The organism is Micromonospora sp. WMMD735 (genome assembly GCF_049178995.1).
GTDB lineage: Bacteria > Actinomycetota > Actinomycetes > Mycobacteriales > Micromonosporaceae > Micromonospora > Micromonospora wenchangensis.
In genome coordinates this window covers 6,259,623-6,286,451 of the sequence record NZ_JBMHMJ010000002.1, presented here as the reverse complement: position 1 = coordinate 6,286,451, position 26,829 = coordinate 6,259,623, and the positions used below count along the sequence as shown (strand labels likewise).

Genomic DNA, 26,829 nt, shown 5'->3' with positions numbered 1-26,829 from the left:
CATGACGACCACTCCCCCCGCCACCGTCCGCAGGGCGGTCCCCGGGCCGTCCCTGGCCCGGCTGGTCGGGGTGGAGCTGCGCAAGCTCGGTGACACCCGGGCCGGCCGTTGGCTGCTGGCCTCGATCGGGCTGATCGCCGCCGCTATCGTCGCGCTGCAACTGCGCTTCGTCGACGACGCCGCGCAGACCTTCACCAACTTCTTCACGGCGTCGCTCGCGCCGGTGGCGCTGCTGCTGCCGGTGCTGGGCATCCTGTCGATCACCGCCGAGTGGTCCCAGCGCACCGCACTGACCACGTTCGCCCTGGTGCCGCGCCGGGAACGGGTGATCGTCGCCAAGCTCGCCGCCGTACTGCTCGCCGCGTTGGCGTCGGTGCTGGTGAGTCTGGCCGTCGCCGCCGTCGGCACCCTGCTCGCGGGGATCACCGGCGGGGCGGGGAGCTGGGACTTCGACCCGACGGTGGCCGGGCACGCCGCCGTGTTCCAGTCGATCAACGTGCTGATCGGCGCGGGGTTCGGGTTGCTGCTGCTCAACACCCCGCTGGCGATCGTCACCTCGCTGCTGCTGCCGACCGTGTGGGGCATCCTGTCCGCGATGATCGCGGCGCTGCACGGCCCGGCCCGTTGGCTGGACACCTCGATCACCATGGAGCCGCTGCTCGGCCCGGACATGACCGCCGGGCAGTGGGGTCGGCTCGGGGTGTCCCTGCTGGTCTGGGTGGTCGCACCGCTCGCCGTCGGAATGGTGCGCACACTGCGGCGCGAGGTGCACTGACGATGCGGGCGCAGGAGCCGGGCGGCGCGACCAGGGTCGGCGGCGACGTCGGGGAGCTGCTGGTGATGTGGGTCGGCTTCCCGCTGCTGGGCGGTGCCCTGGGCGGGCGGCTGCCCACGGTCGCCGACTGGGTGGCGGGGCTGCCCTGGGCTCCGGTGCAGGGCTGGTTCGAGCTGGTCGCCGGGTTGCCGTACCGGCGGGCACTGGCCGGGGGCCTGTTGCTCGGGATGCTGGCCGGGTTGCTCCTCGCCTACGTCGGCACCCGGGAACGGTTGATCGTCACGGTGGACCGGGGCGGTGTCCGGCTACGCCGCGACGGCGTCGACCGCGAACTGGCCCGCCGCGCCGTCACCGCCGTCTTCGTCGACGGCAGGGAGCTGGTGCTGCTCGGTCCGGCCGGTACGGAGCTGGCCCGGGAACGCTCCGACCTGAGCCGGCAGCGGCTGCGGGACGCCTTCGAGGGGCACGGGTGGCCGTGGCGGGACGCCGACCCGCACCGGGACGCGTACCGGCGGTGGGTGGAGGGGTTGCCCGACCTGCCGCCGGGGGCGGACCCGCTGCTGCGCGCCCGCCAGCGGGCCGTCGACGCCCACCGGGCGCGCGACGCCCGGGAGCTGGGTGGGGAACTGGCCCGGATCGGGGTGGTCGTCCGGGACGAGGGTGGCCGGCAGTACTGGCGGGCGGCTCCGCGCCCGGGTGGGCAGGCCCCGCCGCAGCCATAGCCAGGTGTCCCCGGTCCGGCCACCCGGCACCTCGTTCGAGCGTGACCGGATCGTCGCCGATTGTGCATCCGCCGCCCAGGGAGTATCAACCTAGGTGGATGCATTCCCGGCGGAAGGGGACGACGATGGCCTCCACAGTCGACCGCGGCGGGATCTTCCGCCGCAAGCCGGTCGAGGAGATCGCCGACGAGACCGACCAGGGGTTGTCCCGTTCGCTGGGGTTGTGGCAACTCACCGCGATCGGCGTCGGCGGCATCATCGGCGCCGGCATCTTCGCCCTGGCCGGGGCGGTCGCCAACGAGACCGCCGGTCCCGCCGTGCTGGTGTCGTTCCTGATCGCCGGGCTGGCCAGTGCGGCGGCGGCGCTGTCGTACGCCGAGTTCGCCGGCATGATCCCCAAGGCCGGCTCGGCCTACACCTACGGCTACGCGGTGCTCGGCGAGGCGGTCGGCTGGTTCATCGGCTGGGACCTGCTGCTGGAGTACACCGCCATCGTGGCGGTGGTGGCGATCGGCATCTCCGGCTACTTCGGCTTCCTCGTCGGGCAGCTCGGCGTCGACCTGCCGGCCTGGATGCTGGGCGCCCCGGGCACCGGCGACGGGCACGTGGTGGACCTGTTCGCCGTGCTGCTCTGCCTGCTGATCGCCTTCCTGCTGACGTTGGGCATCCGCACCGCCGCCCGGTTCGAGACGGTCGTGGTCGGGGTGAAGGTGGCCGTGGTGCTGCTGGTGATCGTGGTCGGTTTCTTCCACGTCCGCACCGCCAACTACTCGCCGTTCTTCCCGTTCGGGCTCGGCGGGGCGTTCACCGGCGCGGCCACGGTCTTCTTCGCCGTCTTCGGGTACGACGCGATGAGCACCGCCGCCGAGGAGTCCCGCGACGCCCGCCGCCACATGCCGAAGGCGATCGTCTGGTCGCTGGTCATCTCGATGGTGCTGTACGTGCTGGCCACGCTGGTGCTCACCGGGATGCAGAACTACCGGGACATCGACCCGGAGAGCGGCTTCTCCTCCGCGTTCGCCTCGGTGGGGCTCTCGGGCCTGGCCAGCGTCATCGCCGTCGGGGCGATCGTCGGCATCCTGACGGTGATGTTCACCTTCATGCTCGGGGTGACCCGGGTGTGGTTCTCGATGAGCCGCGACGGCCTGCTGCCGGCCTGGTTCGCCAAGGTGCACCCGGTGCGCCGGGTGCCCACCCGGGTCACCTGGATCGTCGGGGCGGCCTCGGCGGTGATCGCCGGCTTCCTGCCGATCCGGCAGGCCGCCGAGCTGACCAACATCGGCATCCTGCTCGCCTTCGTGGTGGTCTGCGTGGCGGTGATCGTGCTGCGCTACCGCAGCCCGGACGCCCCGCGCACGTTCCGGTTGCCCGGGATGCCTGTGGTGCCGGCGCTCGGGGTGGTCTTCTCGGTCTGGCTGATCAGCTTCCTCGACCACGTCACCTGGCTGCGGTTCGCCGCCTGGTTCCTGCTCGGCGGGCTGATCTACGCGTGCTACGGGTACCGGCGCTCCGCGCTGGCCGACCGGGCCGACCCACCGGCCGACGGTGCCGGGCGGTGACCGGGCCGCCCCGGAACGCCTGCCGTCCGGGCCAGCACCAGCGCGGTGCCGAGGCCGGCGAGCAGGCCGGCCAGCGCGGGGAGCACGTCCGGGTCGCCACCGCCGACCGGACTGTTGCCGGCCAGCGCGGTCAACGGCGCACCGGGTGAGAGGACCGCGCTGACCAGCAACGCGACGTGCCACAGCGCGAGCGGGGCGAGCAGGACCACCGGGACGAGCACCGCGTACCGGTTGGCCGGCAGGGCGGGGCGGGTCAGCAGCGTCACCCCCAGCAGCAGGACCGCGCCGAGCAGCGCGACCGGCACGAGCCGGCCGGCCGGTCCGACGAGCCGGACCAGCGGCAGGCCGATCCCGCCGGTCACGGCCAGGCCCACCGCCGCCGCGAGCCGCCGTCGACCCCGGGCGGGGGCGGCGGCCGTTGCGCCGACCACGGTCACCGCCAGCAGGAGCAGGGCGGTGACCAGGGCCGCCGGGTCGAGCGCGGGTTCCCGGCCGGTAGGCGACCGGGTCAGCACGGCGGTCAGCGCCAGCACCGCCGCGACGGCGGCCACCCCGGCCAGGACGGCCCGGTCCCGACCGCCCGTCCGGTGCGGGCCCACCCACGGAACGGTACGGTCCGACCCGGCCGCTCCCACCACGCCGGCCCCGGCCGTCCGGCGGTGCGGACCGTCCACACCGGTCGCGCCGTCCCGGCGTACGGCGAGCAGCGCGGCGCTGCCGGCGGCCAGCCAGCCGGCGGCGACGAGTGACCCGGTCGCGCCGGGGCCGGTGAGGTCGGCCCGGTCGACGGCGACGTCGGCGGCCAGCGCGCCGCCGCCGAGCAGCACGGCCGACGTCAGCCACGAGCGCCGGCCCGCGCCGGCCAGCACCAACCCGCACGCGACCGCCGTCAGGGCCAGGAAACGCAGGTCGCGGGCCCAGTAGGTGGACGCCTCGGGGAGCCGCTCCGACCACGGGCCGACCGGTTCGGTGAGCGGTTGCCACCGGGTCATGCCGATCGCCCAGAGCGGCACGGCCAGGGCCGCGAGCCCGATGCCGGCGGCGGCGAGCCGGCGGCCCGATCGCGGAGCGTGACCGGTCGGAATGGGCATCATGGATGGTCAGACGCCATCCGGGCGGCTACGGTTCCCCCTCTGGGGAGGTGCCGTCGGTGTACGTCGTGTCCGTGATCAACTACAAGGGCGGGGTGGGCAAGACCACCGTGACCGCGAACCTCGGGGCCGAACTGGCGAACCGGGGGATGAAGGTGCTGCTGATCGACCTCGATCCGCAGACCAGCCTGACGTTCAGCTTCTACGACCCGGACGACTGGCGGGAACGGCTGCGCGACGGCCGCACCGTGAAACGCTGGTACGACGGCCTGCGCGGGGACACGCCGGCGGTGACGCTGGGTGAGCTGGTGGTCTCCCCCGGCCCGGCCAACGCCCACCTGACCGGGGCCGGCCGGCTGGACCTGATCGCCTCGCACCTCGGCCTGGCCGACATCGACCTGGCGCTGGCCCGGGGCGTGGCCGACGGCGAGGACTACGACCGGGAGCTGTTCCGGGTCCGCGGCGCGCTGGCCGAGGGGTTGCACGACGCGGCCCTCGACGGCTATGACCTGGTGCTGATCGACTGCCCGCCGAACTTCAACGTGGTCACCCAGTCCGCCGTCATCGCCAGCGACCACCTGCTCATCCCGGCGAGGGCCGACTACCTGTCCACCCTCGGCATCGACCACCTCTGCGGCAGCGTCCGGGAGCTGGTGGACCGGTACAACGCCGACGCCCGCCGGTTCGCCACCAGCCGCCGGCACCACAAGGTCGCCCCGGACGTCGCCGGGGTGGTCTTCACCATGATCCAGTTGACCGCGCAGCGGCCGATCGCCGCCCACCAGGGCTACCTGGACCAGGTACGGGCGCTCGGGCTGCCGGTCTTCCCCACCGCGCTGCGGGAGAACGTCACCCTGTTCGCCGGGAACACCCCGCGCGGCGTCCCGGTGGTGCTGCGGAACCGGGTCACCTCGCCGGTGGTACAGGAGGAGCTGCGGCAGATCACCACCGAGTTCATCGCCCACCTGCAACCCCGCGAGGTGACGGTGTGAGCGGTCCGGAGTCGACGGGGGACGTCGCGGTCGGCGTCCTGGCCCGGGTGGGCGAACTGCTGGCCGGGCTGTCGGCCGCCGACGCCGCCGCGCTGGCCCAGGGGCGGGCCCGGCTGGTCGTCGCCCCGGTGACGCCGCCCCGGGAGGGTGCGGACCGGCCGGCTGCGCCGACGCCGTCCGCCCCGTCGGGCGTCGACCTGGCCGCCGCGTCGGCCACCCTGGACGCGTTCGCGCACCGCCGGGACGGCACGGAGTACCTGACGCCCTGGGCGGTGCGGGACCTGCGGGCGTTGGCCGCCCGGCTCGGCCTGCGTGGGGTGGCCGGCCTGCGCAAGGCGGAACTGGTGGAGCGGCTGGTCGACCGGACGATCGGGTTCCGGGCCGCCTCCGCCGCCGTACGCGCCCGCTGAGCCGGACCGGCCCGGACCTGCTCGTCCGTCCGGGCGGAGCCGGCCGTCTCGATCTTGTGCGGGGCCGGGACGGTGGATACGCTCCCGCGGCTGTCTCCACCTGAGAAAGGACCGCAGTGACCGCTCCTGTCACCACTCAGAAGTCCTGGGTCGTCGCCCTGCTGCTCTGCTTCTTCGTCGGCGTGCTCGGCGCGCACCGGTTCTACACCGGCAAGGTCGGTACCGGCGTGCTCCAGCTGATCACCATCGGCGGGTTCGGCATCTGGGCGTTCATCGATCTGATCATGATCCTGGTCGGCGCGTTCCGCGACAAGCAGGGCCAGCCGCTGGTCAAGTGAGGCACCGGGCCGGGGCCCGCGCGGCCCGGCGTCGCCCGGTCCGCCGGGCACCGGCCGGTGCCCGGCGGAGCACCGGCGAGACGGTCGACGGGAATTCACCCGGGCGACCTCCCGCCGGGCGGGTTCCGGCCGATAACATCGCCGGGCATGGATATAAAGAGCAGCATCCGCCCGCGAACCGGGCGGCTGGTCACCGTGCTCACCGCCGCCGTCACCCTGGCGGTCCCGGTGGCGGTGGCGGTGGTCGCGACGTCGGCGTCCGCTGCGGCCACGTCGACCGTGGCGCAGGCGCTCGCCAGCCAGGACGGCCGGACCGCCACGGTCACCGGGTACGTCATCGGCCAGCCGACCGCCACCAGCACGGTGCTCACCTCCGGCTACACCGCCGACACCGCCATCGCCCTGGCCGACACGGCCACCGAGACCGGCACCAGCCGGATGCTCTACGTCCAGATCACCGCCGACTACCGCAGCACGTTCGGGCTGTTGACCAACCCGTCGCTGCGCGGCCGGCAGGTCACCGCGACCGGGACGCTGACCGCGTACTTCAGCCACGGCGGGTTGAAGAGCCCGACCGCGATGAGCCTCGGCGGTGGCAGCAGCACCCCGACGCCCGCCCCCACCGCCTCCCCCGGGCCGACCGGCTCCACCGGGCCGTACGACTCGACGTACTACGCGAACGCGATGGGCAAGACCGGCAGCGCGCTGCGCACCTCCCTGCACACCATCATCAAGACCCAGACGAAGCTCAGCTACGACCAGGTGTGGGAGGCGTTGAAGGACACCGACCAGGACCCGGCGAACGCCAACAACGTGGTCCTGCTCTACAGCGGGCGGTCGCAGAGCAAGAGCAGCAACGGCGGCGGGGCCAACGACTGGAACCGGGAGCACGTCTGGGCCAAGTCGCACGGTGACTTCGGCACCGCCACCGGGCCGGGCACCGACGTGCACCACCTGCGTCCCGAGGACGTGACGGTCAACTCCACCCGCGGCAACAAGGACTTCGACACCGGTGGCAGCGCGGTCGCCGAGGCACCGGGCAGCTACAGCGACGCCGACTCGTTCGAGCCCCGCAACGCGGTCAAGGGCGACGTCGCCCGCATGATCATGTATATGGCGATCCGGTACGAGGGTGACGACGGCTGGCCGAACCTGGAGATGAACAACTCGGTCACCAACGGCTCCGCGCCCTACCTGGGCCGGCTGCCGGTGCTGCTGCAGTGGCACCGGCAGGACCCGCCCGACGCCTTCGAGCAGCGCCGCAACCAGCGCATCTACGAGCGCTGGCAGGGCAACCGCAACCCGTTCGTCGACCATCCGGAGTGGGCCACCGCGATCTGGGGCTGAACGGGCCGGTTGTCTCAGATCACCCCGGTCGGGCGGTGAGGAATCCGCCCGACCGGGTAACCCACCCGACATGGCCAACACCGTTCCCGACATCAGCCTCAACGACGGCAACACCATCCCGCAGCTCGGCTTCGGGGTCTACCAGATCGAGCCGAAGGACACCGCCGAGGCCGTCGGCCGGGCGCTGGAGATCGGCTACCGGCACATCGACACCGCCGAGATGTACGGCAACGAGGCGGAGGTCGGCGAGGCGGTCCGCGCCTCCGGGCTGGACCGGGGCGAGGTCTTCGTGACCAGCAAGCTGAACAACGGCTTCCACCGCCCGCAGGACGCCCGCCGGGCGTTCGAGTCGACGCTGTCCGCGCTGAAGATGGACTACGTCGACCTGTTCCTCATCCACTGGCCGCTGCCCACCCGCTACGACGGCGACTTCGTCTCCACCTGGAAGACCCTGGAGGAGTTCCAGCGCGACGGCCGGGCCCGCTCGATCGGGGTGTCGAACTTCCAGGTGCCGCACCTGGAGCGGCTGGCCGCCGAGGCCGACGTGGTGCCGGCGGTCAACCAGATCGAGGTGCACCCGTACCTCACCAACGAGCAGGTGCGCGCCTACGGCGGCGAGCACAACATCCTCACCGAGGCGTGGTCCCCGATCGCCCAGGGCCGGGTGCTCGACGACCCGACGATCGTCGACGTCGCCGAGCAGGTGGGCCGCACCCCCGCCCAGGTGGTGCTGCGCTGGCACGTGCAGCGCGGCGACATCGTCTTCCCGAAGTCGACCACCCCGAAGCGGATCGCGGAGAACTTCCAGATCTTCGACTTCACCCTCGACGACACGGCGATGGAGCGGATCAGCGGACTGGACCGGGGCGAGGCCGGCCGGACCGGCCCGAACCCGGACGAGTTCGACTACATCCCGGCCTGAGCGAACACCTCCGCCACCCGGACGCGGCGCGACCACGGGGCGGGACCCGAACCAGGGTCCCGCTCCGTCGCGCCCGGCAACGGGGTGGCGCTCCCCGCCGGGACGGCAGGGGGTGGTCGGACGCTGTCGAGCTGACGACGTCGGCGAATCAGCGGCACCATCCCCGTCATTGATGTACGCGCGTCGATATCCGTACCATCCGGGGTATGCGTGCCCGTCGTGTCACCGCCACCGCCGCTGCCGCCGCGCTCGTCAGCCTGGTCGCGGTCAGCGCGGCCCGCGCCGACGACACCCCGGCGCTGACCACCCCCGGCGCACCCGTGGTGGTCGCCAACGACCCGCACCGGCTCAGCCTGACCTGGACCCCGTCGGCGTGGAAGGGCGAGCCCGGCGGCCCGATCACCTACGACGTGCGCTCGCCGATCGGGCCGAACGCCTACCGGGGCCTGGGCAGCACGCAGACCAACGCCGTCACCCTGACCGACCTCGCCCCGGGCACCGACTACCGGATCGCGTTGCAGGCGTACGCCCTCGGCGGCTACTCCGACACCTCGGCGGTCACCACCGTGCGCACCGCGTACGGGCGGGCGAAGGTCGACTACCTCAACCTCGACTGGGCACCCACCGACAACCAGGCCCAGTTCCGCCTGAACATCACCAACACCGGCGGCCGGCCGCTGGACCTGACCACCGTGCGGGTCCGCTACCACCTGCGCTTCGAGAACGGCAACGCCGCCCTGACCACCGAGTGCGACTGGGCGACGCTCGGCTGCGACCACGTCCGGCGTACCCTCCAGTACTTTCCGCCGCCCGCGCCGCCGCCCGGCCCCGGCCCCACGCCGACCCCGACCGTCTACCCGGTGCCCGGGACGCCCTTCCCCGGCTGGGTGGAGCTGACCTTCGACACCGGCGTGCTGGCCCCCGGCGCGTCCTCCGGCCCGATCCAGCTCCGGCTGCACCGGCCCAACTGGACCACGATCGACGAACGCGACGACCCGAGTTGGCAGGCGGCCACCGGCGCGTGGGCCCCCAACAGCCGGATCACCCTCGACGTCGACGGGGTCCGCGAGTACGGCGACAACTGGGGCTGACCGCCGTCAGGCGCGGGCTTCCCCGGCGACGGCGCGCTGGGCCGCGACGATCGTGTCGACCGGCAGGCCCAGGCCGCAGAGCACGGCGGCCAGGTAGTCCAGCACCCGCCAGTGCTGCTCGTCGGTCAGCCCGAGCCGCCGCCACGCCCCACCCACGGCCCGCCCGCCACCCGGGCCGCCCAGGGCCGAGGCCAGCTGGGCGGTCAGGCGGCCGGCCAGCCGGGGCCGGTCCAGCCCGATCAGGTACGGGGCCAGCTCGGCGTCCGCCGCGACCAGGCGCAGCCAGCGGATCACCACCGCGCGCACCCCGGCCGGCCCGAGCCAGTCGAACACGCTCCGGGGACAGGTGACCAGTTCCGTCGTCCGCACACCACTCAGTACGGATCGTCGCGTACCCACAGTTCACCGTCCCGGCTACGGCCGGTACCCCGCCAGGAACGTCATGGTGGTCTGGTTGGCGGCCCAGCCGTCGGGAAACTTCACCGGCACGTCCAGGTGCACCGACTCCGTCGACGGGTGGGCGTCGAGCAGCTCACCGATGCCGGCGCGGGCCACCACGATGCAGGAGTGCCGGTGCCGGGAGGTCAGCACGCACAGCCGTCCCGACTCCAGGTGGAAGTTCGTCGCGTCCCGCCGGCCGGACAGCGGGTGCAGCACGATCGTCACGTCGTACTCGCGGCCCTGGAGCCGGTTGGCGGTGTCCACCGTGACGTCCGCCCCGGCCGGGCCGAGGTGGGCGCGGATCGCGGCGACCTGGTCGCGGTGCGCCGCGCCGACGGCGATCCGGTCGGCGGTCACCGGCGCGCCGGCCGGCGCGTGCTCGGAGACCGCGACCGCGCCCCGGTGCAGCACCCGCAGGGCGAGCGCGGCGCACGCCGCGGCGGCCTCGGCATCGGTACGCAGGGTGTGCCGGTCCGGCAGCTCGTGCAACGCCCAGCCGGTGCCGGCGGCCAGCTCCACCGCCGCGTCGAGCGCGTCGCCCGGCCCCGGCCGGGTCAGCGTCAACACCCGGTCGGCCGGGCCGGTGCCGGCGCGGAAGCCGGTGAACGGATAGAACGCCGCCGCGACCACCGGGGCCGCCGACGCGGGCAGCCGCCAGGACACCGGCAGCCGGTGCACCGGCAGCCCCGGGTTGTGCCGCAACAGCACCGCCACCGCCGCCTGCATCGGGTCCCAGCTCAGGCCCGTCCAGCGCAGCGTCTCGACGGTGGAGAACGGGTCGAGCTGCCCGGGATCGCCCACGAACAGCGCCCGCTCGAACCGCCCGGCCACCCGCAGCAGGGCATCCGAGCGCATCTGGTAAGCCTCGTCGACGATCGCCCACGGCCACCGGCCCGTGGTGACCGTGGCCCACTTCGCGGCCGTACCGATGGTGACGGCAGGGTCGCCCAGGTCGGCGACCTTCGACGCGACCCGGACCGTGTCGTGCCCCCGGACCCGCTCCGACGGCCGGTACTCGGTCGCCGACAACCGGCCGATGCGCAGCTCGGGGGCCTTGGTGGCCAGCCGGTCGATGAGGTCGTCGACCTGCTCGTTGGTCTGCGCCACGATCATCAGCGGTTCGCCGGCGGCGGCCAGCTCGACGGCGGCCCGCACCACGAGGGTCGACTTGCCGGCCCCGGGCGGGGAGTCGACCACCACGCCCCGGTGGTCGCCCGAGCGCAGGTCGGCCAGGACGGCCGCGACGACCCGTTCCGCCTCGACGGCGGGCGGCACCTCAAGCCCGATCATCGGTTCCCCTCCTGCCCGGTGAGTCTGGACCCTACCGGCAGGGCGCCCGGCAGCCGGACCGCCAGCGATGGACGGTCCTTTCGGACACGGCGGTTTTGTCCGGTGTCCGACACGGCGTCGGAAAGGCCGGCGGGGCGACGTGGCGAATCCCGGCGGCGGCCGGCGCGACGGGCCCGGCCCGCGCCGCCGAACGGGACGCCGCCAGGCCGGTCCGGCCCGCTGACCGGCGCGTTCGCCACGATTCCAACGACGTCGACAGATTTATCGGTGTTGTCGGGGTGGTTCCGGTTCCGCCCACCGGGCGACACCGGGGTGGGCGACGACGTCGGCGACGACGGCACGAACGGTGCGATCCGCCCCGAACAGTTGCCACCGGCGGTCGCCCTTTCGCACCTCCGCTTACCCATTCGGCGGATCACAGGCCATTGACGGCAACGATAGAAAGGACGCCTTCCCGTTCTTCCGCCCAGGGATCCGAACCACGCACCGCGTCCTGTGCACGGGACTGCCCGATTCAACGTCGACGGGCGAGGCGGAGCACGCGATTCACGTAGAGGAGTGCGTTCCCCATGACATCCCGTTCCCGGAGCGACTCTGCCAGCGGCGACCCGGCCGCAGTTCCCGTCCATTCCCCACCGGTCGGCAGTTTCATCGGCGACCTCTCGCCACAGGCGCGCCACGCCCTGGCCCAGGCCGGCACCCGGCACGAGTACCCCGCCGGCGCCACGCTCTTCCACCAGGGCGACCCGTCCCGGCACGTGGTGCTGATCGAGGAGGGCTGGGTCAAGGTCACCTCCATCTCGCGCCAGGGCTGGGAGGCCCTGCTGGCCATCCGGGGGCCCGGCGACATCCTCGGTGAGCTGTCCGCCGTGGACGGACGTCCCCGACTGGCGACCGTCACCGGGCTCTCGCCGATCCGGGCCGTGGTGCTGACCGCCGAACGGCTGCACCGCTGTCTGGCCGACAACCCCGAGGTCGCCCTGTCGCTGCTGCGCCACCTGGCCTCCAGCCTGCGCGAGGCCGACGGCCGACGGGTCGAGTACGGGTCCAGCAACGGCGACCACCGGCTGATCGTCCTGCTGGTGGAACTCCTGGACCGGCACGGTGTCGCCACCCCGGAAGGGACCGCCCTCGACCTGCCGCTGACCCAGCAGGACCTCGCCGCCTCCGTCGGGGTGTCCCGGGAGGTGGTGGCCCGGACGCTGCGAGTGCTGCGGCACCGACAGGTGCTGCTCACCCGACGGCGACGCATCGTGGTGGTGCAGCCGGAACTGCTCCGGTCCCTGGCCGGTTCTGTGTCGATGTCGACATTGGAGCCGTAGGGCACGACATCGAGCGGAGGACCCGACTCCGGGACCCTGATCGGGACGGCAACCCTGCGGTTCCGAGGAGTCCCATGTACCGAGCAGCCCGTGTCCCCAACCACCACGTCGCGCACCGACGGGTCCGCACCGCCCCGGGCGGGGGCATCGACCGTTACGGCCGGGCGGGGGACCAGCAGGCGGCGCTGCGGCTGACGGAGCGGTTGATCGCCGAGGCCCGCGACGAGCTGCGGCGGGCGGACGCGAAGGCGTCACAGTGGCTGACCATGTCCGGTGGCGTCGTGCTGGCGATGCTGACCGTGCTGACCGGCACCCGCTGGTCGCCGGGGCAGCTGACCGGTGCGGCGGCCTGGGCCTGGTGGTCGGGTTGCGCCTGCGCCGCGGCGGCCCTGTTCGCCCTGGCCATGGCGTTGCTTCCGAGGACGGCGGGCGCCGCCGAGGTACGGCAGGTCGCCTACTTCGGGCACGTGCACCGGCTGCGCGACCCGGCACTGGTCCGCCGGTACGTCGAGCGGGCCGCGCAGGACACCATGCCCGGCCTGATCTCGCAGCTCTGCTGGCTCAGCCGGCTGGTGATGACCAAGTACCGCTGGGTCCGGGCCGGCACGGTGCTCGTCACGCTCGCCGCCGCCCTGGTCGCGCTGGCGCTGCTCTGACCGACCCGTCGACACCTGACCGACCGAGGAGAGGAGAGACCGGTGGCTTCCCACACCGAGGACCCGAACAAGACGCCCACCTGGTGGTCGCGGACGAGTTTCGCCGGCCGGTTGTCCGATGCCGACCGGGCCGCCCTGCTGCGGATCGGCGGGCGGCAGGAGTTCCCGTCCGCGCACACCCTGTTGCGGCAGGGTGACCGGGGGCGGCACCTGTTGCTGCTGACCACCGGACAGGCCCGGATCATGGTCGAGGGCAGCCGACGGGGGCCACGGGGGATCGCGCAGCGCTTCGCCGGTGACCTGGTCGGTGAGCTGTCCTACCTCGACGACGGTCCCCGGTCGGCCTCGGTGGTCGCCGTCGGGCCGGTGGTGGTCCGCCGCATCCCGGCCGAGGCGTTCGACGACTACCTGCGGCGGCATCCGACGGCGCACCGGTCCTTCGCCAGGTTGCTGGCCGATCGGCTCCGGGCCGCCGACAAGCGGACCGTCGCCGAGTCGTACGACACGACCACCCGGGTCGCCGCCGTACTGGCCGACCTGACGGTGCTCGTGGACGACGAACTGGTCGCCACCACCACCCAACGGGAGCTGGCCCAACTGGTCGGCGCGTCGCAGATCTCGGTGCACCGGGCGTTGCGCCGGTTGGCGCACCTGGGCCTGCTGGTGACCCGGCACGGCTCGATCGTGATCGTCGACGAGGTCGGGTTGGGACGGTTCGCCGATTCGGCGGCTGACCCCATCACCTGATGTAGATCAACTAGCCGGTTTCGCAATTCCCGCCGCAGAGTCGAAAACGACCCACCCCTTCAGCGGAAAAGGACGGCAATAGCCATGGAACTTCCACGACACTGGACCGTCGTCTCGTCGGACATCGTCAATTCCAGCGAGGGTGGATACCCGCGTCAGTCCGATCTGGCGACCGCCGTGGAGCAGATAATCGACCGGATCGAGCACCGGTGCCCCTACCCGGGGAGCTGGATCCGACGGGAACGCGGCGACGGGGAGCTCATCCTCATCCCCGCCGGCGTGCCGATCGCCTGGGTGCTCGCCGGTTTCCTGCCCCAACTGCGGCAGGAGATCCTCGGCCACAACCGCAACAAGCACCCCGACCACCTGCTCCGGCTGCGCGTCGGCATCGACAGCGGAGACGTGAGCGTCGACACCGCCGGCGTGCCCCGCGGCGGCGACGCGATCGTCGACGCGGCCCGGCTGCGCGACTGCGGTGCCAGCCGGGAAGCGTCGGTCGCCGTGCCGGGCGCGCCGGTGGTGGCCGTCGTCTCCGACGCGGTCTACCGCCGGGTCGTACCGGCCAACGCCCTCGGCATGGAGCCGTGGATGTTCAGGTCCGTCCGCGCGGTGGTGCCCGACAAGACGTTCCGGGCCCACGCCTGGCTCCACCTGCCGTCCCAGCCGCCGCCAGCGGTCAGCGCGGCGGTCGACGAGCCCCAGGCGTCGCCGACCCGGGAGCGGCCCGCGCCCGCGCCGGCCGGCGACCCCCGGGACGTGGCCCGCCGCGCCCGGCAGGCCGCCGACACCCACCGCACCCACGACGCCCGCCAACAGGGCGACAACCTGGGCCAGACCGTCTACGGCGACCACGCGACCGTGACCAACTACGGCCCGATCAGCAAGGGAGGGGGATCGGCATGACCACCGACACGCCGCCCACCGGCGACGAGGAGAACACCGCGTCGGCCAGCAACGGCGCCCAGGACGCCCCCGTCGCGGAGGGGAGTTCGCCACCCGACACCGGTGGCGCCTCCCCGGAGGCCCCGGCGGAGCAGCCCGGCGCGGACCGCCCCACCGCTGCGGAGCCGCCCACCCCCGGGCGGGGCAACCGCCTCGACCGGATCGACGAGCTTCGCGCACCCGGCGCGAAGCCGGACCCGGGTGACTCCGGGGGCAAGGACAAGAGCTGGCGTCACGCCGACGACCCGCCACGAGGGGCCGCCGGGCCCGACCCGGCGTTCTCCAACGTCGGGCAGACCGTCTACGGCGACCACGCCGTGCTCATCAACATCCAGCTCCCCGACGGGCGTCAGGTCACCATCCTGCGTTCCCAGCGCACCGAGGCCGAGCTGCTGGAGTTGGAGCACACCTGGGTGGCCGTCGACGGCTTCGGCGACGCCCTCGAACTCCTGCGGGACAAGCGGGTCGTCGTCCTGCGCGGCCGGGTCGGCACCGGCCGGCGCACCACCGCCGAGATGATGCTGCGGCACGTCGTCGGCCTCGACCGGGTGGTCGGCATCGAGGACCCCGAGGTGACCCTCCCCCAGCTCGCGGGGCAGGAGGGGCTGCTGCTCCCCGAGCACGGCACGGTGCTGGAACTGCCGGCCAGCGAGGCGGTGACGAGCGGCACCCTGCGCGCCTTCGCGTTGCTCGCCCGCACCGCCTCGGCCTACGTGGTGATCCTCGACGGGCACGGCGACACCGCCGACCCGACCCTCGTCCAGCACACCGTCGACTACACGTCGCCTCCGCCGGAGAACGTGCTCCGCCGGCACCTGGGACGCCTGCTGCTGCGGCAGCGGGGCTGCGCCGACACCTGCGCCGAGTGCATCGGCGACTGCTGGAAGGAGTTCGTCGACCGGTGCGTGGCGCACGACGGGATCGCCGCCGAACTGGCCGCGCACCCCCGCCCCCGGCAGATCGTGGAACTCGCCCAGGCGCTGGCCGGCTGGAGCGGGGCCGACGAGGAGCTGGGCGTCGCTCTGGGCGGGCTGCGTCGCCGTCGCCGCGACGTGGTCGCCCGGCTGCTCAAGCAGGACAGCGCGGAGAAGGCGACCGAGGACCCGCAGGCGGCCCCGCGTCGGCAGGCGTTCCAGATCGCCTACGTGGCCCTGCACAGTCTTCCGTTGGCCGACGTCTTCGACGCCAGCGAGCTGCTGCTGGGAATCCTTCAGGCGGTGGAGACCGGCACCGACCGGCTGCCCCGGGTGGTGTTCGACGGCGGCGTCGACCAGATGCTGCACGCCTGGGGCGGTGAGTCCCCGCTGGCCGCGGCCGAGACCGGCGAACAGCCCCGCCGGGCCCGGCTCACCGACTTCCGCCTGCTCTTCGACGTCCTCGACGTGGTGTGGCACGACTTCGACGGCGTCCGGTTGCCCCTGCTGGTCTGGCTGGAGGAGCTGGTCTTCACCCGCCGCGACGAGGTCCGGTGGCGGGCGGCCCGGATCACCGGTTGGCTCGCCACGTACGACTTCGACGAGGTCTGCAACGGCATGCTCCGGCAGTGGGCGGCCGACGAACGGGGCACCGGCCGGCAGGCCGCCGCCTTGGCGCTGGAGATCGCGGCGCACGACGACCGGCTCGTCGCCCGCATCCAGGGGCGGGTGCTCGGCTGGGTACGCAGCGCCAACCCGAGGCTGCACGACACCGCCGCCCGCGTCTACGGCACCCGCATCGGCCGCCTCGCCCCCGCCGACACGCTGCGGGAGCTGCGTACCCTGGCCAGCCGGGACGACCTCAACGGCAGCGCCTCGGTCGCGCGGGCGCTGACGAATCTCTACCCCGTCGCCCCCGAGGAAACCTGGCGTGCGCTGGTCGACTGGAACGGCGCGGACCTGCACCGGCTGCGGGTCCACGCCGCCCGGGGCATGACCCTGCTGGGGGGACAGCTCGCCGGTCAGGCCCCGCACGAGGGTTGGCCGCTGCTGCTGACCGCCGTCGAGGGCTTCACCCCCGACCCGACGGAACTGGCCGGGCTGTGGCGGGGCGCGCTCAGCGACCCCACCACCGCTCCCCGCGCCTGGAAGCTGCTGCACGCCTGGCTGCTACTGGGCGACGAGGAGCCGGTGGACGAGGACCCGGTGCCGGCCGACCGGCTGGCCGACCGGCTGGTCGCCCTGTTCTCCGCGGTGTTCGTCGGCCGGCTGGTCGGACGCAGCCGCTTCTACCTGCGCGACTGGTCCCGGCAGTCGGCCACCGCCCGCCGCCTGCTCACCCCGCCCGTCATCGCCGCCGGCGGCACCACCGATCCGGCACCGCCCACCGTAGGAGGTAACCCGTGAGCATCCCGACATCCGGCCGTACGGTCGGCCGGCGCAGTCTGTGGCGTCGGCTGGTCGACTGGTTCCGTGGCACCCCACGCGGGCAGGTCACCAGGGACGAGGAGATCACCTACCAGCCGACCGACGACAGCACCCTGCTGACCGCGCTCTGCCAGGGTGACGTCTACGAGTTCCAGGTGCACACCACCCTGGTGTGGTCGGCCTTCCTGCCCTACCACGACCTCGTCGCCGAGGCCGACGAGTTCACCGCCAGCGCCCGGGACACCGTCCGGGAGCGGATCTGGGAGGTGGCGCGACACTTCTCGCCGTACCAGTCGGTGGAGGCGGAGCAGGCGATCCAGGAGGCGCTCACCCCGCAGTGGTGCTACCGGGGTGCCGCCGGCATGGTGCGGTGCCGGGCCAAGGTGCGGGTGCTGCCCGACCCCCGGGTCCGTGACCATCTGTTGCCGTTCGAGCAGCGCAAACTCGACGTCGAGGCGAACACCACGCTGGCCCTGCTGCGCGCCGACCGGTTCGAGCAGGTGGCGCGACGCTGGCAGCAGCTGTTCGACACCCTCGGCCACGACGCGATGGTGGCGTACGCCGCGCAGCTCGCCGATCCGACCGTCTCGGCCATCGTCACCAACCTGGTCAACCACCGGCGCGCCGGTGCGGTGCAACTGGTCGACGTGCTGCGTCAGGCCAGCAAGGACCACGAGAACATCGGCCTCTACGAGTTCGCCAGCGCCTACGACGCGGCCCTACAGACGCTGCGCCGGCAGATGCACCTCGACGAGGGCGGGTTCCCGATCGCGGCGGTCGACTCCGGGGCCGGATCATGAAGCCCGACCGGTTCGGCCGGATCGCCCTGGCGGCGGTCACCGTGGCGGCGTTCGGTACCGCCGCCGGATGCGGCAAGGGTGACGGTCCGCAGGACACGTGCGCCGCTGTCGCAGGTCCGGCACCGACCGGGGTCGGTCGCACGGCCGTGCTGCTGGACGTCTCGGCGTCCACCCGGGGAACCGGGTCGGCACCGGACTGGGCGGCGGAGGTGGAGGCCCAGGTGGCCGCCGCCGTCGACCGTGAGGAGGTGGTCTCCATCGGCACCTTCGACGGCTCGGCCTCCACCGTCGCCTGGGCGGTACGCGACAGGGCGACCGCACCCACCAGCAAACGGACCAACAACCAGCGGCTGGAACGCGAGAAGACCAAGTTCTGCCTGCGCAGGTCGGCGAGCGAGGCGGCGCGGACGCCGGCCCGCACCACCGGCACGGACATCCTGGGCGCGCTGGGTGTCGCCGGTGGGCAGACCGCCCCCGCCGGCGAGGCGCGCCGGACGGTGGTGATCGCCACGGACGGGTTGGGCACCGTCGGCTGCACCGACCTCAGCCGGGCCCCGGCCGGCGGGGCGGCGCTGATCGAGGCCGCCGTCCGGGACTGCCCGGCCCGTACCGGATGGCCCGCCGAGCTGGCCGGTAACCACCTGGTGATGCTCGGGGTGGGGCACCCCGCCGAGGGCCAGCCGATTCCGGAGACCGGGCAGTTGGCCTGGCTCCGGCAGTACTGGCGGCGGCTCTGCGCGGCGGCCCAGGCGGCGTCCTGCGAGGTCTCCACCGCCCCGGTGGCCGTGCGGTCCGGCGGAGGCGGGGGCGGGGCCGGCCAGCCGCCCACCGACCCACCTGTCAGTTTCCGTCCCGAGGGGGGACCGCCGCTGCCGGAGCCCGAGGGCACCGTCTGGCCGGTGCCGTCGGCCGCGCTGTTCGCCACCGACTCCGACGAGGTGGGGCAGGCCGGTATCGCCCGGCTCGGGCAGATCAGGAAGGAGATCGGCACGGCGCGGGTCACCCGGGTCGAGGTCATCGGCTACACCGACTCGCGCGGCGGCGACCGCCACAACCAGGACCTGTCCGAACGCCGGGCCGCGGCGGTCGGGGTGGTCCTGAACGGCCTGGGGCTACCCACGCCGGTCACCAGGGGCGCCGGGGAGACCGGCCGGATCTGCCTGACCGAGCAGCGGCCCGGCGGCGCCTGGGACGAGGACTGCCTTCAGCGCAACCGAAGGGTCGAGATCGTGATCAGCACAGAGAGCGGATGAGCGATGACCGACAATCACGTACGCCACGAGGACGGTGGCAACGGCCGCCGCTACCAGTCAGTCCAGTGCCCCCCACTGTTGACCCTCGGCGCGACCCGCCTCGCCGAGCCGGTCGCCACGCCGGAGCCGTACCGGCCGGACCAGTTGTCGCACACCGAGTCGGCCCGCCTGGTCCAGGCCAAGGCCGACGCCGAGGAGTCGCTGACCGCGTACCACAGCCGGTTGAAGACGGCGGGTGACCGGATGGTCGACGCCTGGCACCGGGCGAAGGTGGGGCTGCACGAGCTGGAGGGGCTGCTCGCCAAGCGGGAACTCGGTGCGGCGGCCCGCCAGGACCGGCAGGTCCAGCGGGAACACGCCACCGACGGCGTCGAGGACCGCCGGCACCGTCCGTACTGGCAGCATCAGGCGTTCGTCTGGGCGGTGGTCCTGATCAGCGCGCTCTACGACACGGTCTTCTTCGCCGGGTCGTTCCGCGACGCCATCGACGCCCCCGACGACGTCCGGTCCGTGGAGTACTGGGTGTCGTTCCTGCCGGGCGTGGGAATCTTCATGGCGTTGACCCTGGCCGGCTACTGGCTCGGCGTGCCGCTGTTCCGACACCGGGCCAGGGCCGAACGGCGACGCTGGCGGCGGCAGTTGGGGTGGCGGATCCTGCTCCGCCGGGTCTTCGTGATGTGGCGTCCGGAGGACGAGGAGCGGCAGCCGGACGAGCTGCCCTGGCCGAGCTGGGTACTGCCGGTGAGCTTCGCCACGCTGGTGGTCGGGGTGCTGGCGGTGTGGGCCTGGCTGCGCGGGAGCCACCTGCTCAACACTGACCTCCAGTGGCCGCTGGTCGGCCTGCTGGTGCTGCTCAGCGCGGCGGCCATCGCGTTCAAGGCCGCCGCACACAACCCCGCCGCCGACCGGGCGATGCGGGCGGGCCGCCGCCAGCGGAAGGTCACGCGACGCTACGACCGGCTCAAGGCCAGGTCGGAGAAGCAGCTCGCCGGGCACGAGAAGGCCTGGCAGGAACTGCACCTGGCGGTGGAGGACGCGGTGACCGGCGTCTGGCGGCACGTCACCGACGCGTGGACCGAGATCGCCGAGGGGCGGGCCCGGCACGGGCTCACCGGCATGGTCGCCCCCGGTTTCGTCACCTCCACGGACACCGACGCGTCGGCCCGCGCCCTGTTCGTGGGGCTGACCGGCCCGTCGCTGCGGCTGGAGACGCTGCGGGTGATGCAGGACCTGCTCGACCGGCACCGACCCGAGGTGCTCAGCGCGGAGCAGACGGCGCTGACCGAGCAGCTCAACGCGCAACTCGACGCCGCGACCGTCGACCAGTGGCCGGACCCGACCGATGGGGGCCCGGCCACGGTCCGGCACTGACGGCGGTTCCGTTGAGGGCCGGTGGGTTCACCCCACCGGCCCCTGCGGATCGGAGCGGGTCACGGCCTGGGCGGTTGTGCGGTGGAAGGGCATCCACCACGGTCACCGCACGCCGGTGACTCCTGTCGGTCATCGGACCGTACTGGCCGCCAAGCCGGGAGCAAACAGTCATCTGACGCTCCCGCGCGCCTGGCCGCGGATGCGCAGGGTGTCCGATCAGTCGCTTGCTGGCTATGGTGTCGGCTCCGTCATCCCTCGCAACACATAGGACTCACGTGGGCATCCTTCAGGAGATGCAGCGGGCGCACGCACGACAGGTGCGCGCCCAGAAGCAGGCGCAAGCTGCCGCACACCGGCACCACCAGCAACTTCGCCGAGACGCCGAACGCGCGCTGAAAGCCGCGCAGCGCACCGCCGTCGCCAACGAGCGCGAGCGCAAGCGGCTGTACGTCGAGGCACGGATGGCCGAGGTGGCCGCCGACAACTCCGGGCTCCAGGCGCACCTCGACGAACTGGACAATCTCCTGGCCGCAACCCTCGACGTCGACGACCACATCGACTTCCGCCGGCTGCGTAAGTCGGCTGAGCACGCCCCGTTCAAGCCGGGCAACCTCGGGGTACCGCTGACACCACCCGACTGGCAGCGGTTCGTACCGGCCCCGCCCGGCTTCCTGGGCAAGATGTTCGGCGGCCAGGCCAAGTACCAGCAGCAGTTCGCCGCAGCTCAACAGGCATTCGGGCAGGCACAGGCGGAACACGGCGCCGCCGAGGCCGAACGTCAGCGGAAGCTGGCTGCCGCCCACCAGCGCTATCTCCAGAAGTGCGCCAAGGTCGACGCGGAGGTGAACGCGCACAACGCGGAGATCGACCGCTTCGCGGCGGCCGTCGCCGCAGCCGAGCCGGCTGCGGTGGTCGACTACTTCGGCATGGTGCTGGGTAACTCCGTGTACCCGGACGACTTTCCGCAGCACTATCGGCTGGCCTACGTTCCGGAATCCCGCCAGTTGGTGGTGGAGTACCACCTGCCAACGCTCGATGTGATCCCTGCCGTACGCGAGTATCGGTACGTCAAGGCCCGTGACGAGATCACCACCGCCGCGCGGCCCAGCAAGGAGATCAAGGAGCGGTACGCCGTCCTCGTCGCACGGGTCACCTTGCGGACGGTGCACGAGTTGTTCGAGGCCGACCGGTCCAAGCTCGTCGACACGGTGGTGTTCAACGGCATCGTCGACACGACCGATCCTCGGACAGGCGCGTCCGTCCAGCCGTGCCTGGTGACGCTGCGGACCACCCGCGAGACCTTCACCGCGCTCAACCTGCGCCTGGTCGAACCGCTCGCCTGCCTGACGCATCTCAACGCCTCGGTGTCGAAACGGCCCGCCGAGCTGGCACCGGTCCGGCCGGTGCTGGAGTTCGACATGGTCGACAAGCGGTTCATCGACGAGGTCGACGTGTTGGCCGACCTGGACCAGCGGCCCAATCTGCTCAGGCTGACCCCGAGCGAGTTCGAGAGTCTGATCCAGAACCTCTTCGCCAAGATGGGCCTGGACACCAAGCAGACCCGACCGTCACGGGACGGTGGCGTGGACTGCGTCGCCTTCGACCCGCGCCCCATCTTCGGGGGCAAGGTCGTCATCCAGGCCAAGCGCTACCGCAACACGGTCGACGTGTCCGCCGTACGGGACCTCTTCGGCACCCTGCAGAACGAGGGCGCGTCGAAGGGCATTCTTGTCACCACCAGCGGCTACGGACCGGCCTCGTACGAGTTCGCCTCGGGTAAGCCGCTGGAATTGATCGACGGCTCCAACCTGCTCTATCTGCTCGGCGAACATGCGGGGGTGACGGCCCGGATCGACCCCAGCGATCTGGACTGAGCATGGACATGCAGCGTCCGCCCGGACAAGCCTTGATCATGCATTTCACCCACCTTGACAACCTGCCGGTGATCCTGGAAGTGGGGAGACTCATCGCGGACAGCGCCGTGGGCGGACATCTGGTGACCGAAGTGGGGTCGGTGGACATCAAGGCCAGCCGACGATCCAGGCTGGTCACGTGCGCACCCGGCGGGTTCGTCGCCGACTACGTGCCGTTCTACTTCGCACCCCGTTCGCCGATGATGTACCGGATCGCGAAGGATCACCAGGCCGGCAAGACCGGACTGTATCCGGACGGTGACGACCCACTGGTATACCTGGTGAGCTCGGTCGACCGCGTACACCGGGCAGGGCTGCCGTGGGTGGTCAGCGACGGCAACTGCGCCTCCGTGCTCACCCGCTTCTCCGGGAGCCTTGACGATCTTGTCTCCATGGTCGACTGGCCGCTGATGCGGGAGATCTCCTGGAACAACATTCCGGAGGACCAGGACCGGATGCGACGGCGGATGGCCGAGTTGCTGGTACACCGGGAGTTCCCGCTGGAGTTGCTCGTCGGCTATGCCGTACGGACGAAGGCTCGGGAGACACAGCTGAGGCGGCTCCTCAGTTCTGCTGGCATCATCAACCCGTACGTCGTTGTCAGACCAGGCTGGTACTACGGCTACACCCGGAGGGAGGTATGCGAATGATCGTCGTCAGCCATGGCAACCTGCTCACCGCCGACGCCGAGGCCCTGGTAAACACCGTCAACACGGTGGGCGTCATGGGCAAGGGGATCGCCCTCCAGTTCAAACGCGCCTTCCCTGCCAACTACACGGCCTACCGGGCCGCCTGTGCGGCGAAAGATGTCCAGTTGGGCAGAATGTTCGTGTTCGATTCCGGCCTACTCGGCACCCGCCGCTATGTGATCAACTTCCCCACGAAGGGGCACTGGAAGGCCAGATCCAGGCTGTCCGACATCCAATCCGGCCTCACTGATCTCGTCCGGGTCGTCCGGGAACAGCGGATCGGCTCGGTGGCGCTACCGGCGCTCGGCTGCGGCAACGGTGGGCTCGACTGGGACGTGGTCCGACCGATGATCGAGCAGGCGTTCGCCGCACTGCCCGACGTCCTGGTGCTGGTGTTCCCTCCGGAGGGCGCTCCCGAGCCGGCGGACATGCCGGTCGCCACCTCCAAGCCGGCGCTGACCGCAGGACGCGCCACCCTGCTGCGGGCCATCGAACGCTATCTCGACCGCGCCCGTGCGCTGGAGCCCCGGGACGGCATCACCAACCTGGAAATCCAGAAACTCGCCTACTTCCTCCAGGTCTTCGGCGAGCCGCTGCGCCTGTCCTTCACCCGGGGCCGATACGGGCCGTACGCGGAGAACCTCAACCACGTTCTTGATCGACTCGAAGGCCACTACCTGGTCGGCTTCGGCGACAGATCCTCCCGCGTCGAGGAGTTGCGTCCCATCCACCTAACCGACGGAACCAGCGAGGCCGTTTCCGCATGGTTCGCTGCCGGCCACCGGATGCCGGAAGCACTCGACCGCATCGCTGCGCTGGTGGACGGGTTCGAGTCTCCGTACAGCCTCGAACTGCTCGCCACGGTGCACTTCGCCGGCGAGGTGGAGCCTCCGACCAGCGACCTCGACGAATTGATCGAACGTGTCCAGGCATGGAGCGGGCGGAAGGCACGCCTGTTCACCCCGGCGCACGTCACCACCGCATACGAGCGTTTACAGTCCGCCAGCCTGCTACCCCACCTGGCCGCGTCGTCGGCCTGACCGGCTTCAGGTCCGGCTGGTCGTCGCGTTCGCAGATCTCGCCCGACCATCTTCCGGTGGCGGAGGAGGCAGTGGCACGGGCAGCCGAGATGGTGCGACACCGCTCCCCCGGCCCCCTCACCGCCAAGGGTGAGCCGGATTTCGCGTCGCAACTCGACTACGAAGGTCTGCGCCTTTCTACAACGCCACTCCCGAGATCGGCTTCCTCGGCGAGGAAGACGGGGTCCAGGGCAGGGCATCGGCGCGACGGTCGACGGAAAACCCATCCGGGTCAGCGACACGACCCGGTTGAGCGATGCAGTCGTGGCTATAGGCGACTCGCCGTCGGATTGGACGCCATCGCCAAGAACGAGCTCCGCCTCGCCCTGACGGCACGCCTGGCCGAGACGGTGCAGCGGGTCCGGATGGTCGGCACGGCCGCGCTGGACCTGGCCTGGCTGGCCGAAGGCCGGATCGACGCGGCGCTCACCTGTCCAACCGTCCGTGGGACATGACAGGCGGCACCGCTATCGCGCGGGAGGCGGGCGCCGTCGTCCTCGACCACGACGACAGCGCCCACACCCCGGCTCGTCCGTCACCCTCGGTCTTGCCGGACAGATGCTGGCACTGGTCGCCGCAGCCAGCAACAGGGCCTGATCGGTGGCGAAACTACGGCAGGGAGCCCACGCTCCGCCCGGATCAGCTGTGTTGTGCCCGCTCGAAGAGTGGGCGGGTGATCGTCGTGCTGAACTGCGGCCCCACAAGGTAGCGCTTCCCCGGGATGTAGCCGTGGGAGTTGTCGCCGACGACGGTGCCGAACCCGGTGTGCCGGTCGAAGCTCACGAAACGTGGGCCGCCGCTGGAGCCGCCGCCCATCACGCACGCGGTGCCCCACTGGCCGGGCGGCTCCGGCCAGTCCTCGGTGGACTGCTGCTCCACCGCCCGGCCGGTGCAGTAGGCGAGGCGTTCACCGGTGTACTCGGGCAGCCCCTCGCGGGCCTCGTCGGAACTGGCCCGGGGGTAACCGAACTGGTGCACCACCCGGGCGCCCGGCACGTCGTAGCCGATCCGCTGGGCCGCGCCGACGGCGTCCTGTACCCGGCGTCCGTCACCGTCCGGGTGGAGCACCACGAACGCCTGGTCGTACGAGTCGTACAGGCTCTCGATCTGGTCGTTGAGCAGCCACGTCGGGGCGACCACCGACAGCCGGCCGACGAACCTGCCGTACGGGGCCCGGCCGTCGGTGTAGCCGGGGACGAACAGCACGTTGCGCGACCACTGGTTGTCCTCGCCGAGGAGGTCGGTGTTGTTCACGCAGTGCGCGGCGGTCACCACGGTGCTGCGGTTGGCGCTGTCCAGCACGGTCGCCGTGCAGCTGGTGTCCTCGCCGTGGTCGGTGAAGAAGAGCCTGCCGACGGTACGCGACACGGCGTCCGTCCGGGTCCAGGGTGCGCCGTCGGGCTTCGCCACGGGCGGCACCTGCGCCGACGGGGTCTGCAGAGCCGCGATCCGCTGCGGCGTCCAGTACGCCAGCACCGCCTGCCGCTCGGCGGCGGTGACGGCCACGGCGTGGGTGGCGACCGGGCCGGGCGTGGCGGTGGCGGGCTGCTGGGCGATCCCGGTCAGAGTCGTCGTCACGAGCGCGGTGACCGCTCCCGCGACGCCGACGCGACGACGCAGACCGGGGGTTGGCTTCGATGTCATGACGGGGAACGTAGGACCGGAATGTCAGGAAGCCGTTTGCGGAGACTTCCCCTCCCGCTCCATGGTCTGACGCCGGAACCCGTGCGGAAGGTGGATACGGTCGGCGGGCACGCCCGCGGCGAGCAGCCGCAGCCGCGAGCCCGCCAGCATCGGAGGCGGCCCGCAGACGTAGACCTGCTGGTCGGGGCGCAGGTGGTCGAGGGCGACCGTGAGTGCGTCACCCCGCTCGGCCGGGTCCGCGTGCGGGTCGTGGGAGAACGCGGGCACGATGGTCAGCCAGCCGTGGGCGCACTGGAGCTTGTCGAGGGCGATGGCGTCGTACAGCTCGACGAAGGTGCGTGCGCCGACGACCAGCGTGACCCGGCGGCCGTCGGGAGCGGCGGCAACCTGCTCGACCAGGGCACGCAGCGGGGCCAGCCCGGTGCCACCGGCCACCAGCAGCAGGTCGCCGTCGCGCAGGTGCAGGCCGAGGTCGCGGGGCGGGCCGAGGCGCAGCATCTCGCCGGGGCGTACCTCGTGAACGAGACTGCCTGAGACGGTGCCGGCGGCCACGGCGCGGACGTGCAGCTCGACGGTGCCGTCGGTGCGGGGTGCGTTGGCCGGGCAGTACCACCGCCACCGACCGGGGTGCCGTGGGGTCTCGACGGGAACGGCCTGGCCGGGGCGGTGCGGCAGCCGCACCCGGGGGCGGACGGTCAGGATGGCGACGCCGGGACACGGCCGGTCGTGACCGGTCACCGTGGCCGGCACGCCATCACCGGCCGCGCTCATCGGGCCACCGCCCGACGCACCTGGGCGATCCGCCCCTCAGGCAGGTCCGCCGCCCAGCACACCCCGATCAGATAGTCACCGATGCGCCGATGCTGCTCCTCGGACAGGCCGAGCCCACCCCAGGCGTCCGCCGACTCCCCGGCGAGCGCGGCGGTCACGCTCGCCGTCAGGTGCGCGGCCAGCCGAGCCAGATCCACCCCGACGAGGTACGGCGACAGTTCCGCGTCCGCCGTCACCAGCCGCAACCAGCGGTGGACGATCTCCTCCGGGGTCACGCCCCCGGTTGTGACCTGCGCACGCGGGTGCGGAGTGTGCTCTCTCC

General features: G+C 72.3%; 27 protein-coding genes. 21 read left to right on the top strand and 6 right to left on the bottom strand.

All coding sequences use genetic code 11. From position 1 onward, the window contains the following. Position 1: 1 nt before the first annotated feature. From ACN268_RS27505 to ACN268_RS27495, 3 genes are all read left to right on the top strand, one after another. Positions 2-775, top strand: coding sequence for an ABC transporter permease (locus ACN268_RS27505; protein ID WP_421487009.1), 774 nt, complete (start codon positions 2-4; stop codon positions 773-775). A gap of 2 nt (positions 776-777) precedes the next feature. Beyond that, positions 778-1,497: a YqeB family protein gene (locus tag ACN268_RS27500; protein WP_421485853.1), complete on the top strand. Its 720-nt coding sequence runs from the start codon at positions 778-780 to the stop codon at positions 1,495-1,497. 125 nt (positions 1,498-1,622) lie between these two features. Continuing rightward, on the top strand, positions 1,623-3,056 hold the full coding sequence (locus ACN268_RS27495; protein WP_421485851.1) for an amino acid permease: 1,434 nt from the start codon (positions 1,623-1,625) through the stop codon (positions 3,054-3,056). On the opposite strand, the gene ACN268_RS27490 is transcribed toward ACN268_RS27495, so the two are convergent. Further along, positions 2,990-4,147, bottom strand: a complete 1,158-nt coding sequence (locus ACN268_RS27490) for a hypothetical protein (protein ID WP_421485849.1) — start codon at positions 4,145-4,147, stop codon at positions 2,990-2,992. The genes ACN268_RS27495 and ACN268_RS27490 overlap by 67 nt on opposite strands. A 59-nt stretch (positions 4,148-4,206) precedes the next feature. Between ACN268_RS27490 and ACN268_RS27485 the strand changes: the two genes are divergently transcribed. From ACN268_RS27485 to ACN268_RS27460, 6 genes are all read left to right on the top strand, one after another. Then, on the top strand, positions 4,207-5,139 hold the full coding sequence (locus ACN268_RS27485; protein ID WP_421485848.1) for a ParA family protein: 933 nt from the start codon (positions 4,207-4,209) through the stop codon (positions 5,137-5,139). Then, complete coding sequence (locus tag ACN268_RS27480; protein WP_421485847.1) at positions 5,136-5,549, top strand: hypothetical protein; 414 nt, start codon at positions 5,136-5,138, stop codon at positions 5,547-5,549. The genes ACN268_RS27485 and ACN268_RS27480 overlap by 4 nt, the downstream gene beginning before the upstream one ends. A 116-nt stretch (positions 5,550-5,665) precedes the next feature. After that, complete coding sequence (locus tag ACN268_RS27475) at positions 5,666-5,887, top strand: TM2 domain-containing protein (protein WP_088641814.1); 222 nt, start codon at positions 5,666-5,668, stop codon at positions 5,885-5,887. A gap of 147 nt (positions 5,888-6,034) precedes the next feature. Beyond that, positions 6,035-7,234: an endonuclease gene (locus ACN268_RS27470; RefSeq protein WP_421485846.1), complete on the top strand. Its 1,200-nt coding sequence runs from the start codon at positions 6,035-6,037 to the stop codon at positions 7,232-7,234. A gap of 70 nt (positions 7,235-7,304) precedes the next feature. Then, positions 7,305-8,156, top strand: a complete 852-nt coding sequence (locus tag ACN268_RS27465) for an aldo/keto reductase (RefSeq protein ID WP_421485844.1) — start codon at positions 7,305-7,307, stop codon at positions 8,154-8,156. 206 nt (positions 8,157-8,362) lie between these two features. Then, positions 8,363-9,247 carry a cellulose binding domain-containing protein gene (locus ACN268_RS27460; RefSeq protein ID WP_421485842.1) on the top strand — a complete coding sequence of 295 codons (885 nt, stop codon included), beginning with the start codon at positions 8,363-8,365 and terminating at the stop codon, positions 9,245-9,247. Positions 9,248-9,253: 6 nt separating this feature from the next. On the opposite strand, the gene ACN268_RS27455 is transcribed toward ACN268_RS27460, so the two are convergent. After that, a complete protein-coding gene (locus tag ACN268_RS27455) occupies positions 9,254-9,616 on the bottom strand; it encodes a globin (RefSeq protein WP_204927255.1) in 363 nt (120 codons plus the stop codon). Between the two features lie 45 nt (positions 9,617-9,661). Beyond that, the gene (locus ACN268_RS27450; RefSeq protein ID WP_421485840.1) at positions 9,662-10,978 is read right to left on the bottom strand and encodes an AAA family ATPase; all 1,317 of its coding nucleotides are present in this window, start codon (positions 10,976-10,978) and stop codon (positions 9,662-9,664) included. 569 nt (positions 10,979-11,547) lie between these two features. Here ACN268_RS27450 and ACN268_RS27445 point away from each other — a divergent pair. The 12 genes from ACN268_RS27445 (at position 11,548) to ACN268_RS27390 (ending at position 24,547) form a co-directional block, all read left to right on the top strand. Beyond that, positions 11,548-12,300 (top strand): Crp/Fnr family transcriptional regulator, encoded by a 753-nt coding sequence (locus ACN268_RS27445; protein ID WP_421485838.1) that lies wholly within the window; start codon positions 11,548-11,550, stop codon positions 12,298-12,300. 74 nt (positions 12,301-12,374) lie between these two features. Next, complete coding sequence (locus ACN268_RS27440; protein ID WP_421485836.1) at positions 12,375-12,956, top strand: Pycsar system effector family protein; 582 nt, start codon at positions 12,375-12,377, stop codon at positions 12,954-12,956. A 42-nt stretch (positions 12,957-12,998) separates the two neighbouring features. Next, a complete protein-coding gene (locus tag ACN268_RS27435) occupies positions 12,999-13,703 on the top strand; it encodes a Crp/Fnr family transcriptional regulator (protein WP_421485834.1) in 705 nt (234 codons plus the stop codon). Between the two features lie 84 nt (positions 13,704-13,787). Continuing rightward, entirely contained in the window at positions 13,788-14,606 is an 819-nt protein-coding gene (locus ACN268_RS27430; RefSeq protein ID WP_421485832.1) for a hypothetical protein, read from the top strand. Further along, complete coding sequence (locus tag ACN268_RS27425; protein WP_421485830.1) at positions 14,603-16,966, top strand: hypothetical protein; 2,364 nt, start codon at positions 14,603-14,605, stop codon at positions 16,964-16,966. Before ACN268_RS27430 ends, ACN268_RS27425 begins: the two co-directional genes overlap by 4 nt. Next, positions 16,963-17,787, top strand: a complete 825-nt coding sequence (locus tag ACN268_RS27420) for a hypothetical protein (RefSeq protein ID WP_421485828.1) — start codon at positions 16,963-16,965, stop codon at positions 17,785-17,787. The genes ACN268_RS27425 and ACN268_RS27420 overlap by 4 nt, the downstream gene beginning before the upstream one ends. Then, positions 17,784-19,040: an OmpA family protein gene (locus ACN268_RS27415; protein ID WP_421485826.1), complete on the top strand. Its 1,257-nt coding sequence runs from the start codon at positions 17,784-17,786 to the stop codon at positions 19,038-19,040. Before ACN268_RS27420 ends, ACN268_RS27415 begins: the two co-directional genes overlap by 4 nt. A gap of 3 nt (positions 19,041-19,043) precedes the next feature. After that, on the top strand, positions 19,044-20,411 hold the full coding sequence (locus ACN268_RS27410; protein WP_421485824.1) for a hypothetical protein: 1,368 nt from the start codon (positions 19,044-19,046) through the stop codon (positions 20,409-20,411). A 293-nt stretch (positions 20,412-20,704) separates the two neighbouring features. Further along, positions 20,705-22,285, top strand: a complete 1,581-nt coding sequence (locus ACN268_RS27405; RefSeq protein ID WP_421485822.1) for a restriction endonuclease — start codon at positions 20,705-20,707, stop codon at positions 22,283-22,285. A gap of 2 nt (positions 22,286-22,287) precedes the next feature. Beyond that, positions 22,288-22,974, top strand: coding sequence for a type II toxin-antitoxin system toxin DNA ADP-ribosyl transferase DarT (gene darT, locus ACN268_RS27400; protein ID WP_421485820.1), 687 nt, complete (start codon positions 22,288-22,290; stop codon positions 22,972-22,974). Then, complete coding sequence (gene darG / locus ACN268_RS27395; protein WP_421485818.1) at positions 22,971-24,053, top strand: type II toxin-antitoxin system antitoxin DNA ADP-ribosyl glycohydrolase DarG; 1,083 nt, start codon at positions 22,971-22,973, stop codon at positions 24,051-24,053. The genes darT and darG overlap by 4 nt, the downstream gene beginning before the upstream one ends. A 329-nt stretch (positions 24,054-24,382) precedes the next feature. Continuing rightward, positions 24,383-24,547: a hypothetical protein gene (locus ACN268_RS27390; protein ID WP_421485817.1), complete on the top strand. Its 165-nt coding sequence runs from the start codon at positions 24,383-24,385 to the stop codon at positions 24,545-24,547. Between the two features lie 184 nt (positions 24,548-24,731). On the opposite strand, the gene ACN268_RS27385 is transcribed toward ACN268_RS27390, so the two are convergent. Genes ACN268_RS27385 through ACN268_RS27375 form a run of 3 tightly spaced genes read right to left on the bottom strand, consistent with a single transcriptional unit; the run spans position 24,732 to position 26,782 of the window. After that, the gene (locus ACN268_RS27385) at positions 24,732-25,736 is read right to left on the bottom strand and encodes a trypsin-like serine peptidase (RefSeq protein WP_421485815.1); all 1,005 of its coding nucleotides are present in this window, start codon (positions 25,734-25,736) and stop codon (positions 24,732-24,734) included. Positions 25,737-25,760: 24 nt separating this feature from the next. Beyond that, on the bottom strand, positions 25,761-26,507 hold the full coding sequence (locus ACN268_RS27380) for an FAD-binding oxidoreductase (RefSeq protein WP_421485813.1): 747 nt from the start codon (positions 26,505-26,507) through the stop codon (positions 25,761-25,763). Then, positions 26,504-26,782, bottom strand: coding sequence for a hypothetical protein (locus ACN268_RS27375; RefSeq protein ID WP_421485811.1), 279 nt, complete (start codon positions 26,780-26,782; stop codon positions 26,504-26,506). The genes ACN268_RS27380 and ACN268_RS27375 overlap by 4 nt, the downstream gene beginning before the upstream one ends. Positions 26,783-26,829: the final 47 nt, after the last annotated feature.

Coding starts and splice junctions, on each gene's coding strand:
- ACN268_RS27505 (WP_421487009.1), top strand. CDS start 2: ATGACGACCACTCCCCCCGCCACCGTCCGCAGGGCGGTCCCCGGGCCG.
- ACN268_RS27500 (WP_421485853.1), top strand. CDS start 778: ATGCGGGCGCAGGAGCCGGGCGGCGCGACCAGGGTCGGCGGCGACGTC.
- ACN268_RS27495 (WP_421485851.1), top strand. CDS start 1,623: ATGGCCTCCACAGTCGACCGCGGCGGGATCTTCCGCCGCAAGCCGGTC.
- ACN268_RS27490 (WP_421485849.1), bottom strand. CDS start 4,147: ATGCCCATTCCGACCGGTCACGCTCCGCGATCGGGCCGCCGGCTCGCC.
- ACN268_RS27470 (WP_421485846.1), top strand. CDS start 6,035: ATGGATATAAAGAGCAGCATCCGCCCGCGAACCGGGCGGCTGGTCACC.
- ACN268_RS27465 (WP_421485844.1), top strand. CDS start 7,305: ATGGCCAACACCGTTCCCGACATCAGCCTCAACGACGGCAACACCATC.
- ACN268_RS27460 (WP_421485842.1), top strand. CDS start 8,363: ATGCGTGCCCGTCGTGTCACCGCCACCGCCGCTGCCGCCGCGCTCGTC.
- ACN268_RS27450 (WP_421485840.1), bottom strand. CDS start 10,978: ATGATCGGGCTTGAGGTGCCGCCCGCCGTCGAGGCGGAACGGGTCGTC.
- ACN268_RS27445 (WP_421485838.1), top strand. CDS start 11,548: ATGACATCCCGTTCCCGGAGCGACTCTGCCAGCGGCGACCCGGCCGCA.
- ACN268_RS27440 (WP_421485836.1), top strand. CDS start 12,375: ATGTACCGAGCAGCCCGTGTCCCCAACCACCACGTCGCGCACCGACGG.
- ACN268_RS27430 (WP_421485832.1), top strand. CDS start 13,788: ATGGAACTTCCACGACACTGGACCGTCGTCTCGTCGGACATCGTCAAT.
- ACN268_RS27425 (WP_421485830.1), top strand. CDS start 14,603: ATGACCACCGACACGCCGCCCACCGGCGACGAGGAGAACACCGCGTCG.
- ACN268_RS27415 (WP_421485826.1), top strand. CDS start 17,784: ATGAAGCCCGACCGGTTCGGCCGGATCGCCCTGGCGGCGGTCACCGTG.
- ACN268_RS27410 (WP_421485824.1), top strand. CDS start 19,044: ATGACCGACAATCACGTACGCCACGAGGACGGTGGCAACGGCCGCCGC.
- ACN268_RS27405 (WP_421485822.1), top strand. CDS start 20,705: ATGCAGCGGGCGCACGCACGACAGGTGCGCGCCCAGAAGCAGGCGCAA.
- darT (WP_421485820.1), top strand. CDS start 22,288: ATGGACATGCAGCGTCCGCCCGGACAAGCCTTGATCATGCATTTCACC.
- darG (WP_421485818.1), top strand. CDS start 22,971: ATGATCGTCGTCAGCCATGGCAACCTGCTCACCGCCGACGCCGAGGCC.
- ACN268_RS27385 (WP_421485815.1), bottom strand. CDS start 25,736: ATGACATCGAAGCCAACCCCCGGTCTGCGTCGTCGCGTCGGCGTCGCG.
- ACN268_RS27380 (WP_421485813.1), bottom strand. CDS start 26,507: ATGAGCGCGGCCGGTGATGGCGTGCCGGCCACGGTGACCGGTCACGAC.